Raw genomic sequence first — 13498 nt, 5'->3', positions numbered from 1 at the left:
CCTAGTCGTCGTCGCCGAGCCCGCGCGCGGTGAGCGCCTCGCCGGTGCGCCGGGCGTACGCGACGGCGGAGATGGCCACGGGCGTCAGCGACGTGGCCAGGCCGCGCTCGAGGCCGCGCGCGCGGACGGCGTCCCGGGTCTCGCCGAAGGACGACGCGATGTACGGGACGGAGCGCAGGAGCACTGCGACGGCGAGGCCGAACCGTTCGGGTCGGGCGCCCAGCCGGCGGAAGGGCCGCGCCGCCGCGACCAGGGCGTCGATCAGGACGGGCAGCGGGGTCGTGAACAGGATGAGGCGGCCCGCGTACAGCGCCAGCAGCGTCGTCCCGGCGACCGCGACGCCGGTCTCCGGGTGCCCCGTCAGGGCGTGGTAGGCCGCCAGCGCGGCCAGCAGGGCGGCGAGGGGCCAGGGGACGCCGAGGGCCAGCCGGAGCGGAACCCGCGCGCTCGCCAGGAGCAGCCCGGCGATCAGCAGCAGCGCGCCGAGCAGCCAGGGGCGGCCGAACACGAGCGCGGGGACGATGAGGGCCAGGAACACCAGGTACTTCCAGCCGACCCCCAGCCGGTGCCAGATCGTGGTGCCGGGCAGGTGGACCCCCAGCAGGGTGCGCGCCATCCTCACCGCTGGGACCCCTCGTAGTAGGCGATCGCCTCGGCCGGAGCGCCGTCGTGGGCGATCCGGCCGCCCTCGACGACCAGCACGCGGTCGGCGCGGCGCGCCAGGTCCAGATCGTGGGTGGAGACGATCACCTGCTGCGGCAGGGCGTCCAGGGTCGCGTACAGGCGCAGGCGGTTGCGCAGGTCCAGCAGCGTGGTGGGCTCGTCGGCGACGAGGACGCCGGGCTTCACGGCCAGCACGGCGGTGAGCGCCACGAGCTGCCGCTCGCCGCCGGACAGGTCGTAGATGCTCTGGTCGGCGACGCGGGCGAGGCCGCGTTCCTCGAGGAGGTCCAGCGCGCGGGCGCGGCGCGCCTTCCGGTCGGGGATGCTGCGGCGCAGCGACAGCTCGACGTCCTCGACCGGGGTCGGCATGACGAGCTGGCTGAGCGGGTCGGTGAACACGAAGCCCACGTGGCGGCGGACCGCGCGGCCGTCGGTGGCGGGGTCGAGCCCGTCCACCTCGACGCGGCCGTCCGAGGGCAGGATCAGCCCGTTGAGCAGCCGCAGCAGCGTCGACTTGCCGGAGCCGTTGGCGCCCACGAACGCGATGCGCCGCTCGGGCAGCGCCAGGCTGACCCGGTCGATCAGGGTCTTGGCGACCCAGGCGTGCGCGTGGCCGGCCGCGGTGGGGACGTCGACCCGGACGCTGACGTCCTCGAGCCGGATCATCCGATGCGGCTGGCTGCCCGCCGGTCGTCCCGCGCGGCGGCGGGCCGCGCGAACAGGTCGGGGAAGGCGCGGTGCACCGCGACCGCGACGAGGGCCGCGACGACGGTCTTGATGATGTCGCCGGGGATGTAGGCCAGGTCGGCCAGGGCGGCGGTGCCGAGCGGCAGGTGGCCGTTGATGCTCATGCCGAGGATGCCCAGCGGGTGCGTGACGAGCAGGGCGCCGACCAGGCCGGCCGCGACGAGCAGCAGCCAGCGGCGTCCGGCGGTGCCGTAGCGGCGCACGAACAGGCGCGCGAGGTAGCCGATCACCAGCGCGGCGATCGGGAACGACAGCAGGTAGCCGGCCGAGGGCCGCACCAGGACGCCGAGGCCGGCCGCCCCGCCCGCGAACACCGGGAGCCCGACGAAGCCGAGCAGGAGGTACAGGCTGGTGGCGGCGAAGCCGCGCCAGGGGCCGAGGATCATGGCGGTGAGCGCGACCGCGAGGGTCTGGAGCGTGATGGGCACCAGCACGGGGCCGACCGGGATCGCGGGGGCCAGCGTGAACGCGGCGATGAGGCCGGCGAACACGGCGACGAGCGCGAGATCCGTCAGCGAAGAAGGCTTGCGGCCGGGCATGGTGTGTTCCCTCGGTCGGCGGTGGTTTCCTCGGGTCACTCTACGGCAGCCCGGCGCCGACGCGGACCGTTCCCAGGGTCACGCGGCCGCGCCGGTCGTCCCGGTGCGGGCGGCGCCGCGCGGCTGCGCTCAGGGCAGCAGCGTGAACTCGGCCCAGGCGTCGTCGGCGCCGCGAGCGGCACCGCTCCACAGCAGGGTCGCCAGCGCCCAGGCGGCGTCCAACTGGCCCTCGGTGGAGGCCATGTCGCCCTCGATGCGGGCCTGTCCCCCGGCGTCCACGCTCACGGTCGCGCCGCCGCACCGGGTGACGCCGTCGGCGGTGGTCGCGACGCGGCGCGGCTCGAACAGCGACAGCACGTTCCAGCCGATGGCGGTCGGGCGGCCGTTGGAGGGTGCGAAACACAGGTCCCGGACGCCGCTGGCGCCGGTGAAGACCATGAAGGAGTCGATGCCGACGGCGTGCGCGCCCATGATGTCGGTGTCGATCCGGTCGCCGACGAACACGGGGTTCTGCGCGCCGGAACGGCGGATCGCCTCGGCCATCAGGGGCCGGTGCGGCTTGCCGACGACGGCCTGCGGGTCGTGGTCGACGGCGGCCCGCAGCGACGCGACCTGCGTCCCGGCGCCGGGGACGATCCCGTCGCGTTCGGGCCGGGTCGAGTCCGTGTTCGTGACGAACCACTGCGCGCCGCGCTGCAGCGAGAACGCGCCCTGGTCCAGGCGCGGCCACGTCATGGCCGGGTCGTAGCCCTGGACGACCGCCGCGGGCTCGGCGCGGAAGCCGTCCACGGTGACCATGCCGGCCTCGCGGACGTGGTCGGCGAGGTTGTCGGTGCCCAGCACGAGCACCCGGGATCCCTGCGGCAGCCGCTCGCGCAGCAGCGCGCCCATCGCCTGGGCGCTGGACACCACGTCGGGCTCGGACGCGTCGAAGCCGAGCCGGCTGAGGTGGTCCGACACCGTCCGGGTGCTGCGCGCCGCGTTGTTGGTGACGTACATCGTGCGCAGGCCGCGCTCGTGCAGGCGGCCCACGCCCTCGACCGCGCCGGGGATCGCCTCAGGTCCGCGGTACAGCACCCCGTCCAGGTCGAAGAAGGCACCGTCGTAGCCCTCGATGAACTCGGTCACGCCGGCTCGCTCTCCTCGGGATCGTCGTCGTCGGAGTCGGGCCCCTCGGGGTCGTCCTCGTCGTCGGAGTCGTCCTCGTCGAAGTCGTCCTCATCCGAGTCGTCCTCGTCGTCGAACTCACCCTCGTCGTCGGAGTCGTCCTCATCCGAGTCGTCCTCGTCGTCGAACTCACCCTCGTCGTCGGAGCCGTCCTCGTCGGCGGAGTCGGCCGGCTGTGCCTCGTCGTCGGACGGGTCGTACAGGGCGTCCTCGTCGACGTGCAGGATGAGACCCTGGAGGGCCGCGATGCGGTCGACCGCGTCGGTTGCCCCCTCCTCGTCGAGCGCTGCGGCGGCGGCGAACCAGCGCTCGGCGCCGTCGGCGTCCCCGGTGCGCTCGAGCATGTCGGCGTAGCCGTAGCGGAGGCTCGCCCGTGCGGCGCGCGACCCGCGGCCGGCGGAGGCCTCGATCTCGTGCTTGAGGAGGCGAAGCGCCTCGGCCTGCTGACCCAGGTCGAACCGGGCGCCGGCCTCGACGAGGCGGAGCTCGACGCGCTGGGCGAAGTCCGGCTGCTCGGCCAGCCCCTCCTTGATGAGCTTCAGCGCCTTGTCCGCGTGGCCGAGGGCCCGCTCGCAGTCGGCCATCACCGCGACGAACTCGTTGCCGCCGTTCATCCGCCGCAGCGCCCGCAGTTCGTGGAGGGCCACCTGGTACTCCCCCGCCGCGTAGGCCGCCTCGGCGGTCGCCTCGCGGGTGACCGACAGGCGAGCCGCCCGGCGCCGAGCCGCCTCCGCGTGGGCGTAGGCCAGCTGAGGATCGGTGCCGATCAGTTCGCCGGCCTTGAGCAGATGAGCGCCGACGATCTGGGCGCCCTCGGGGCTGAGGCCCCGCAGTTCGGCGCGGACGGCGCGCGGGAGATCGCGCAGGTCGACGTCCTCGGGGGTGTCGGGCTCGTCGGGCTTGCGGGCCAGCCCCGGTCGCGGGACGTACGGCTCGCGGTCCTCGTCACGACGGTCGGGACGCGGCCCGCGGCCCTCGCCGCGCCGTTCGTCCTGGCCCCGGAACCCGCGGTCGTCCCGCCCCTGGAAACGGCGGTCCCCGCCTTCGCGGTTCCCCGGGGGACGGCCACCGGAGCGGCGGTCGTCGCCACCCCGGTTCCCGAAGGAACGTTCGCCGTCGCCGTCGCGCCGCTGGTAAGGGCGACGGTCGTCCCGCTCGCCCTGGAACGGGCGGCCGCCCGAGCGGCGGTCGTCGCCACTGCGGTTCCCGAAGGAACGCTTGTCGTCGCCGTCGCGACGCTGGTGGGGACGACGGTCGTCCCGCTCGCCCTGGAACGGGCGTCCGCCTCGGCGATCGTCGTCCCGATCACCGAAGGAACGCTTGTCGTCGTCGCGCCGCTGGTAGGGGCGACGGTCGTCGCGATCACCCTGGAACGGACGGCCACCCGAGCGACGGTCCCCACCCTGGAACGGGCGTCCGCCGGAGCGGCGATCGTCGCCCCCCTGTTCCCGAAGGAGCGCTTGTCGTCACCGTCGCGCCGCTGATAGGGGCGACGGTCATCGCCACCACGGTTGCCGCCGAAGGAACGTTCGCCGTCACCCTCGCGCCGCTGGTACGGGCGACGGTCGTCCCGATCACCCTGGAACGGGCGGCCGCCCGAGCGGCGGTCGTCGCCACCCCGGTTCCCGAAGGAACGCTCGCCGTCACGGCCGAACGAACGCGCTCGGTCGCCCCCGCCGCGGCCCTGGAAGGACCCACCCGAGCGCTGATCGTCCCGGTCACGTCCCTGGAACGAGCGTCGCTCCCCCTGGCCATCACGGCCCTGGAACGAGCGACGGTCGCCGAAGTCCCGGCCAGAGGACGGCCGTCCGGCCCCACCGCGACGGTCGTCGCCGTCACGTCCGAAGGAACGTCCGCCCTGGCCCCGGTCGTCGCGCCGCCCCTGAAACGGACGGTCACCGCGTCGCTCGTCGGAGAAGCCACCGGAGCGCCGCTCACCGCCACCGCGGCCTTGGTACCCGCCGGAGCGGCCGCGGCCCTCATCGTCACGGCCGTAGCCTCCCGAGCGCCCACGGCCCTGGAAACCCTCGTCGCGTCGGTCGTCGCGCTTGAAGCCCTCGCGCGGGGTGTAGCCCTCCGAGCGCCCGCCGCCGCGACGGTCGTCGTCGCGGCGCGGCCCGGTACCCCGACCCGCCGGCCGTGCGCCGCCGGGGCGGGAACCCGACCGGTTGCCGGATGACCCGCGATCATCGTCACGGCCCCAGGAGCCGCGCGGCCGATCGTCGTTGCGTCGGGGTCCGCCCTGGCCGTCGCGCGCTCCGCGGCCCTGATAGCCGCCGTCGCGATCATTGTTACGACGCGGACCTCCGCCGCTGCCGCGCTGGCCGTATCCGCCGCGCTGGCCGTCCGAGCGCCCGCGCTCAGGACCCCGTCGGTCGCCGCTCCCCCGCGGTCGGAGGGGCGTCGTCGGTCGTTGTCTTCGTTCACCGTCCCAGTCTGCCGTTATCCCTCCCGGGGAGCAAAGAACCAGCAACTGCGGTCCCTCACGGACCACGTGGGCCACGGGCTGGCCTTTCCACAACGGCTCCCAGAGACGAGGAGGTGATCTCGCGCAGCACTGTCGGATGTCCACCTCGCTCAGAATCCGTCTGACAGAACCAGTCCGGGGGTGCCGGCGCCCCAACTACCAAGTGGAAGTGCCCCGCCACCCGTCGAGGACGGACACGGGTCAACAGCGGGCCCCAGGAAATGTGCGTCCCAGCACTCCTTCTGTATGACCGTGCCTCAGCGCCCGGGCTGACCCGGCGATCCAGGATGGGAAAGAGGAGCAGTCGCCCCCGCCGGCGGGGTCGAACTCGTGCCGCGGCTCCCGTCAGATGCTCGCCGTTCCCCACGACCCCCGTCGCAGCTGAGCCAAACCCCGAAACTGCGCTGGTACCGCACCATGACGGTTCGACGGCGCCCTGGAACGCGAACGAGCGTTCCCGATGGTTCGGGAACGCTCGCAAGAGTTGGTGTGGACGTCACCGGGCCTGGGAAGACGTTCAACAACGGGATACCCATTGATCCGTCGTTGGGTGGCGGTGGATATGGGTGTGCCCCCAAAACCATTGCTGGTTTTGGGGCACTGCCACCCGTTGATCCTCAAACCCTGAGGTTTGGGGGGTGTGTTCGGCGGCGTCCTACTCTCCCACACACTCCCGTGTGCAGTACCATCGGCGCTGTGAGGCTTAGCTTCCGGGTTCGGAATGGGACCGGGCGTTTCCCTCACGCTATGACCACCGAAACAATCTTGAGTTGTCTTCCCACACCCGCGGGTGTGGGGGATCGTTCTGAACCTCAACGCCTGGGTCGAAGCCTCGGGTTGTTGTTTCAGATATCGTATAGTGGACGCGTAGTCATCGTAGATTTTTGCCCGTCTACACCGTTTGTTTGGTGGTGTGACAAGCCCTCGGCCTATTAGTACCAGTCAGCTCCACACATTGCTGTGCTTCCACGTCTGGCCTATCAACCCCATGGTCTGTAGGGGGCCTTACCCACTCAAGGTGGTGAGAGTCCTCATCTTGAAGCGTGCTTCCCGCTTAGATGCTTTCAGCGGTTATCATTTCCCAACGTAGCCAACCAGCCGTGCTCTTGGCAGAACAACTGGCACACCAGAGGTTGGTCCGTCCCGGTCCTCTCGTACTAAGGACAGCCCTTCTCAAGACTCTAACGCGCGCAGCGGATAGGGACCGAACTGTCTCACGACGTTCTAAACCCAGCTCGCGTGCCGCTTTAATGGGCGAACAGCCCAACCCTTGGGACCGACTCCAGCCCCAGGATGCGACGAGCCGACATCGAGGTGCCAAACCATGCCGTCGCTATGGACGCTCGGGCAAGATCAGCCTGTTATCCCCGGGGTACCTTTTATCCGTTGAGTGACGGCGCTTCCACACGCCACCGTCAGATCACTAGTCCCGACTTTCGTCCCTGCTCGACCTGTCGGTCTCACAGTCAAGCTCCCTTGTGCACTTACACTCAACACCTGATTGCCAACCAGGCTGAGGGAACCTTTGGGCGCCTCCGTTACCTTTTGGGAGGCGACCGCCCCAGTCAAACTACCCATCAGGCACTGTCCCTGAACCAGATCATGGTCCGAGGTTAGATAACCAGAACGACCAGAGTGGTATTTCAACAATGACTCCACCCGAACTAGCGTCCGAGCTTCACAGTCTCCCACCTATCCTACACAAGTCGTACCGATCACCAATACCAAACTATAGTAAAGGTCCCGGGGTCTTTCCGTCCTGCTGCGCGTAACGAGCATCTTTACTCGTAATGCAATTTCGCCGAGTTCGTGGTGGAGACAGCGCCCAAATCGTTACTCCATTCGTGCAGGTCGGAACTTACCCGACAAGGAATTTCGCTACCTTAGGATGGTTATAGTTACCACCGCCGTTTACTGGGGCTTAAGTTCACCGCTTCGCCTTACGACTAACAGTTCCCCTTAACCTTCCAGCACCGGGCAGGAGTCAGTCCGTATACATCGTCTTACAACTTCGCACGGACCTGTGTTTTTAGTAAACAGTCGCTTGGGCCTGGTCTCTGCGACCCTCACCGCTTTCCACCGCAAGGATGGTCACGGATCAGGTCCCCCTTATCCCGAAGTTACGGGGGTATTTTGCCGAGTTCCTTCACCACGATTATCTCGATCGCCTTGGTATTCTCTACCTATCCACCAGTGTCGGTTTGGGGTACGGGCGGCTTAACAACTCGCTCACGAAGCTTTTCTAGGCAGCATAGGATCACCCACACCAACATCCGTAGATGCCAGTGCCATCAAGTCTCAGACATGAATCGTGCGGATTTGCCTACACGACGTCCTACACTCTTAGCCCACGACTACCATCGCGTGGGATGGGCTACCTTCCTGCGTCCCTCCGCAGCTTGTCTACTAACAGTTCAGGTCACAGACTCAACCAACCACGACCGGCAAAGCCGGCCGACGATTGATCTTGCGTGCTTAGTATCACTGTGCTCGACACGGGCGTTGTTACGCCGGTACCAGAATATCAACTGGTTGTCCATCGACTACGCCTGTCGGCCTCGCCTTAGGTCCCGACTTACCCAGGGCAGATTAGCTTGACCCTGGAACCCTTGGATATTCGGCGGACGGGTTTCTCACCCGTCTTTCGCTACTCATGCCTGCATTCTCACTCGTGTGCGCTCCACGGCTGGGTCACCCCGCCGCTTCACCGCACACACGACGCTCCCCTACCCATCCGCACACCTGGACCACAAGGGCCAAGTACACATGCGAATGTCACAGCTTCGGCGGACTGCTTGAGCCCCGCTACATTGTCGGCGCAGAATCACTTGACCAGTGAGCTATTACGCACTCTTTCAAGGGTGGCTGCTTCCAAGCCAACCTCCTGGTTGTCTTCGCAACTCCACATCCTTTTCCACTTAGCAGTCCCTTAGGGGCCTTAGCTGGTGATCTGGGCTGTTTCCCTCTCGACTATGAAGCTTATCCCCCACAGTCTCACTGCCGTCCTCTCACTTACCGGCATTCGGAGTTTGGCTGATTTCGGTAAGCTTGTGGGCCCCCTAGACCATCCAGTGCTCTACCTCCGGTAAGAAACAGACGACGCTGCACCTAAATGCATTTCGGGGAGAACCAGCTATCACGAAGTTTGATTGGCCTTTCACCCCTATCCACAGCTCATCCCCTCGGTTTTCAACCCAAGTGGGTTCGGGCCTCCACGACGTCTTACCGTCGCTTCACCCTGGCCATGGATAGATCACTTCGCTTCGGGTCTAGAGCATGCGACTAAATCGCCCTATTCGGACTCGCTTTCGCTACGGCTTCCCCACACGGGTTAACCTCGCCACATACCACTAACTCGCAGGCTCATTCTTCAAAAGGCACGCCGTCACCCCACAAGAGGGCTCCGACGGATTGTAGGCGACCGGTTTCAGGTACTATTTCACTCCCCTCCCGGGGTACTTTTCACCTTTCCCTCACGGTACTTGTCCGCTATCGGTCATCAAGGAGTATTTAGGCTTAACGGGTGGTCCCGCCAGATTCACACAGAATTTCAGGAGTTCCGTGTTACTTGGGAATACACTCACGAGGGTTGCACATACGTTTACACGACTATCACGCACTATGGTCGGTCTTCCCAAACCGTTCAACTTCGCACAACCTTTATCACTCGTCGATCGATCAGCAGCCCGATCCGAATGCTCCCACAACCCCCAGCATGCAACGCCTGCCAGCTATCACACACGCCAGGTTTGGCCTCTTCCGCTTTCGCTCGCCACTACTCACGGAATCACTTTTGTTTTCTCTTCCTATGGGTACTGAGATGTTTCACTTCCCCACGTTCCCTCCAACACCCCTATACATTCAGGGTGAGGTCGCCGGACATAACTCCGGTATCTTCGAGGTTTCCCTATTCGGACATCCACGGATCAAAGCTCGTTTACCAGCTCCCCGTGGCTTATCGCAGGTTACAACGTCCTTCATCGGCTCTTGATGCCAAGGCATCCACCGATCGCCCTTAGTAGCTTGTCACCAAACAAAACGATCAACAACAAAAATCTACTTAAAGATGCTCGCGTCCACTATACAATTCTCAAACAACAACCCCGTCACCACCATCACCACCAACAACCGCCGGCGACGACCATGAGACAGAAAAACCCAGAAACCCCCACCCGGACACACAAAAACAGTGCCCAGGGCCGGAAATTTCAGAACCCAACAACGTGCACACCCAAGACCAGCCTCCCCCACACCCACGTTCCACACCCCCAAAAGGGAGTAGTACTAGCCGGCGAGGACTCAACAAGCCTCAGACTCGATCAATGCTTCCACAAAATATCGCCTGGCATCCTGCGCACCACGAACGGGCACGAACAAGACAACAACCCCCCACCCCAGAAGGTGGTGGAGTGTACAGGCTCCCTAGAAAGGAGGTGATCCAGCCGCACCTTCCGGTACGGCTACCTTGTTACGACTTAGTCCTAATTACCGATCCCACCTTCGACGGCTCCCCCACAACGGTTAGGCCACCGGCTTCGGGTGTTACCGACTTTCATGACTTGACGGGCGGTGTGTACAAGGCCCGGGAACGTATTCACCGCAGCAATGCTGATCTGCGATTACTAGCGACTCCGACTTCATGGGGTCGAGTTGCAGACCCCAATCCGAACTGAGACTGGCTTTACGTGATTCGCTCACCCTCACGGGATCGCAACACTTTGTACCAGCCATTGTAGCATGCGTGAAGCCCTGGACATAAGGGGCATGATGACTTGACGTCATCCCCACCTTCCTCCGAGTTGACCCCGGCAGTCTCCCATGAGTTCCCGGCATAACCCGCTGGCAACATAGGACGAGGGTTGCGCTCGTTGCGGGACTTAACCCAACATCTCACGACACGAGCTGACGACAGCCATGCACCACCTGTAAACCGGCCAAAAAGGCACACCCATCTCTGAATGCTTCCGGCATATGTCAAACCCAGGTAAGGTTCTTCGCGTTGCATCGAATTAATCCGCATGCTCCGCCGCTTGTGCGGGCCCCCGTCAATTCCTTTGAGTTTTAGCCTTGCGGCCGTACTCCCCAGGCGGGGCACTTAATGCGTTAGCTACGGCACGGAGAACGTGGAATGTCCCCCACACCTAGTGCCCACCGTTTACGGCGTGGACTACCAGGGTATCTAAGCCTGTTTGCTCCCCACGCTTTCGCTCCTCAGCGTCAGGAAAGGTCCAGAGAACCGCCTTCGCCACTGGTGTTCCTCCTGATATCTGCGCATTCCACCGCTCCACCAGGAATTCCGTTCTCCCCTACCTTCCTCAAGTCTGCCCGTATCGAAAGCAAGCACAGAGTTAAGCCCTGTGTTTTCACTTCCGACGCAACAAACCACCTACGAGCTCTTTACGCCCAATAAATCCGGACAACGCTCGCACCCTACGTATCACCGCGGCTGCTGGCACGTAGTTAGCCGGTGCTTCTTCTCCAGGTACCGTCAAATTCGCCCCTGGTGAAAGCGGTTTACAACCCGAAGGCCGTCATCCCGCACGCGGCGTTGCTGCATCAGGCTTTCGCCCATTGTGCAATATTCCCCACTGCTGCCTCCCGTAGGAGTCTGGGCCGTATCTCAGTCCCAGTGTGGCCGGTCGCCCTCTCAGGCCGGCTACCCGTCACCGCCTTGGTAGGCCATTACCCCACCAACAAGCTGATAGGCCGCGAGTCCATCCCCCACCAAAAAATCTTTCCAACAACCACCATGAGGTGAAAGCTGAATATCCGGTATTAGCTGAAGTTTCCCACAGTTATCCCGAAGTGGAGGGCAGGTTACTCACGTGTTACTCACCCGTTCGCCACTAATCACCCAACCGAAGAAGGGATCATCGTTCGACTTGCATGTGTTAAGCACGCCGCCAGCGTTCGTCCTGAGCCAGGATCAAACTCTCCATCGAAAAACGATGAGAGATGAAACCCAACCCTAAAAAAGGTTGTTACATCAATCTCAAAAGAAAACCAACCACAAAAGGTTGGTCAACGAGGACACACAAACCATGAAGGTTGTGTGCAACAAATATGAACCAAAACCACAACCCAGAAGGGTCGATCGTCTGGCCACTGGCATTGACCTAAGCACGCTGTTGAGTTCTCAAACTTCCGACACACACACCCAGTTCCAGCGCCCTTTCAGGGCTCCTGAACCTCGGTGAGGCACTCGACCTAACTTACCAGCCCGTGAATCCCGGTGCAAATCCGGTGTTTCTCGATCCCGGCACATCCCACGTTCGGCGACCCCCCGTGGAGGGCTCACTGTCGGTGTGGATGACCCTCGGAGATCCTTCGGACCGAAGTCCTCGGTGCCCCGAGTGCTTGAGGAACATTACACGAACCAGGACGCCAACACCAATCGGGCGGCGGCCCTCCTCATCCAAACGCCGTTGGGAGCGGGCAACGGTGTTGCCGAGCCTCTTGACGGCCCGGACGGGGCGTGCCTGAGCCTTGGTGGTGAGCGCTTGCACGGGCGTCGCAGCCGGCACCGATGCCCGAGTAGCCGGAGCCACGGGCCGACGTCCGGATATGCGTCAGGGGAGGCTCCCGTGGAACCTCCCCTGGCGTGGGTGTGGGCGATCGGCCGTGCGGCGACGCCTCAGCGCTGGAACTCCAGCGCCCCGACGGTCTTCTTGCCGCGGCGGACGATCGCGTACCGGCCTCCGAGCAGGTCGTCGGGGCTGAGCACCGCGTCGGGGTCGGTGACCTTGACGTTGTTCACGTACGCCCCGCCCTCGTCGATCGCCCGGCGGCCGGCCGACTTCGACGGCACCACGCCGGCGGTCACGAGCGCGTCGACCACGCTGGGCAGGCTCTCCCCCGCCGGGACGGTGGCCGCTCCCAGCTCCTTGGCGACCGCGGCGAGCGTGCGGTCGTCCAGCTCCGCGAGTTCGCTGCGTCCGAACAACGCCGCCGCCGCCGCCTCGGCCGACTCCCGCTCGGGGCGTCCGTGCACGAGGTCGGTGATGTCGTCGGCCAGCGCGCGCTGCGCCACGCGCAGGAAGGGCTTCTCCTCCTGCTGCCGGGCGATCTCGTCGATCTCGTCGCGGGGGCGCTCGCTGAACACCTTGAGGTAGGAGACCACCATGGCGTCCTCGGCGTTCAGGAAGTACTGGTGGAAGGCATAGGGCGAGGTCATCTCCGGGTCGAGCCAGACCGTCCCGGACTCGGTCTTGCCGAACTTGGTCCCGTCGGCCTTGGTCAGCAGCGGCGTCCCGATGCCGTGAGCCTTGCCGCCCTCGGACCGGCGGATCAGGTCGATGCCCGCCGTGATGTTGCCCCACTGGTCCGACCCGCCGGTCTGCATGGTGACCCCGTGGGTGCGGTAGAGCTCGCGGAAGTCCAGCGACTGCAGCAGCACATAGCTGAACTCGGTGTAGCTGATGCCGGAGTCGAGGCGGGACTTCACGACCTCGCGGTCGAGCATCCGGTTCACCGAGAAGTGCTTGCCGACGTCGCGCAGGAAGTCGAGCGCGCTGATGCGCCCCGTCCAGTCCAGGTTGTTCACCAGCCGGGCACCGCGCTGGCCGTCCAGGTCGATGAGGCCGCCGACCTGCGCGCGGATCCGCTCGACCCAACCCTCAACCACCGAGGCGTCGTTCATCACGCGCTCGCCGGCCTGCTTCGGGTCACCGATGAGGCCGGTGGAGCCGCCGACCAGCAGGAACGGCTGGTGGCCGGCGCGCTGCAGCGCACGCATCAGCATCAACTGGACCAGGTTGCCCATGTGGATGGACGGCGCGGTCGGATCGAAGCCCACATAGGCGCTGACGGGTCCCTCGTCGAGGTGGGCGCCCAGGGCGTCCAGGTCCGTCGAATGGGCGATGAGCCCCCGCCATTGCAGTTCGTCGATCAGTGCGTTCACGGGGCCCGAGCCTAT

7 protein-coding genes and 3 rRNA genes are annotated in these 13498 nt (G+C 65.5%); 1 reads left to right on the top strand and 9 read right to left on the bottom strand.

Translation table 11 applies throughout. The features are described 5' to 3' along the window. Nucleotide 1: 1 nt before the first annotated feature. From G7070_RS14335 to G7070_RS14315, 5 genes are all read right to left on the bottom strand, one after another. Nucleotides 2–616 carry an energy-coupling factor transporter transmembrane component T family protein gene (locus G7070_RS14335; protein ID WP_166234299.1) on the bottom strand — a complete coding sequence of 205 codons (615 nt, stop codon included), beginning with the start codon at nucleotides 614–616 and terminating at the stop codon, nucleotides 2–4. Between the two features lie 2 nt (nucleotides 617–618). Further along, nucleotides 619–1329, bottom strand: coding sequence for an energy-coupling factor ABC transporter ATP-binding protein (locus G7070_RS14330; protein WP_166234298.1), 711 nt, complete (start codon nucleotides 1327–1329; stop codon nucleotides 619–621). Continuing rightward, on the bottom strand, nucleotides 1326–1949 hold the full coding sequence (locus tag G7070_RS14325) for a biotin transporter BioY (protein ID WP_166234297.1): 624 nt from the start codon (nucleotides 1947–1949) through the stop codon (nucleotides 1326–1328). The genes G7070_RS14330 and G7070_RS14325 overlap by 4 nt, the downstream gene beginning before the upstream one ends. Nucleotides 1950–2078: 129 nt before the next feature. Beyond that, the gene (locus G7070_RS14320; protein WP_166234296.1) at nucleotides 2079–3077 is read right to left on the bottom strand and encodes an HAD-IIA family hydrolase; all 999 of its coding nucleotides are present in this window, start codon (nucleotides 3075–3077) and stop codon (nucleotides 2079–2081) included. After that, a complete protein-coding gene (locus G7070_RS14315; protein WP_166234295.1) occupies nucleotides 3074–3730 on the bottom strand; it encodes a hypothetical protein in 657 nt (218 codons plus the stop codon). The genes G7070_RS14320 and G7070_RS14315 overlap by 4 nt, the downstream gene beginning before the upstream one ends. On the opposite strand from G7070_RS14315, the gene G7070_RS14310 reads away from it, so the two are divergent. Beyond that, on the top strand, nucleotides 3671–4600 hold the full coding sequence (locus tag G7070_RS14310) for a hypothetical protein (RefSeq protein WP_166234294.1): 930 nt from the start codon (nucleotides 3671–3673) through the stop codon (nucleotides 4598–4600). The two genes, G7070_RS14315 and G7070_RS14310, sit on opposite strands and share 60 nt — an antisense overlap. 1625 nt (nucleotides 4601–6225) lie before the next feature. On the opposite strand, the gene rrf is transcribed toward G7070_RS14310, so the two are convergent. The 4 genes from rrf to tyrS all read right to left on the bottom strand — a co-directional run bounded on the left by rrf (nucleotide 6226) and on the right by tyrS (nucleotide 13483). Beyond that, nucleotides 6226–6342: ribosomal RNA gene (gene rrf, locus G7070_RS14305) — 5S ribosomal RNA — on the bottom strand. A 153-nt stretch (nucleotides 6343–6495) separates the two neighbouring features. Continuing rightward, a 23S ribosomal RNA gene (locus tag G7070_RS14300) occupies nucleotides 6496–9612 on the bottom strand. A gap of 397 nt (nucleotides 9613–10009) precedes the next feature. Then, nucleotides 10010–11525 (bottom strand): 16S ribosomal RNA (locus tag G7070_RS14295). The 16S, 23S and 5S rRNA genes sit together here, the layout of an rRNA operon. 692 nt (nucleotides 11526–12217) lie before the next feature. Next, nucleotides 12218–13483, bottom strand: a complete 1266-nt coding sequence (gene tyrS / locus G7070_RS14290; protein WP_166234293.1) for a tyrosine--tRNA ligase — start codon at nucleotides 13481–13483, stop codon at nucleotides 12218–12220. Nucleotides 13484–13498: the final 15 nt, after the last annotated feature.

Origin of the sequence: Propioniciclava coleopterorum (genome assembly GCF_011393335.1) — a bacterium.
Lineage (GTDB): Bacteria > Actinomycetota > Actinomycetes > Propionibacteriales > Propionibacteriaceae > Propioniciclava > Propioniciclava coleopterorum.
This window is presented reverse-complemented; position numbering and strand designations above follow the sequence as displayed.

Excerpts from the sequence above, each read along its gene's own strand:
- G7070_RS14335 (WP_166234299.1), bottom strand. The coding sequence starts at position 616 with ATGGCGCGCACCCTGCTGGGGGTCCACCTGCCCGGCACCACGATCTGG.
- G7070_RS14330 (WP_166234298.1), bottom strand. The coding sequence starts at position 1,329 with ATGATCCGGCTCGAGGACGTCAGCGTCCGGGTCGACGTCCCCACCGCG.
- G7070_RS14325 (WP_166234297.1), bottom strand. The coding sequence starts at position 1,949 with ATGCCCGGCCGCAAGCCTTCTTCGCTGACGGATCTCGCGCTCGTCGCC.
- G7070_RS14315 (WP_166234295.1), bottom strand. The coding sequence starts at position 3,730 with ATGAACGGCGGCAACGAGTTCGTCGCGGTGATGGCCGACTGCGAGCGG.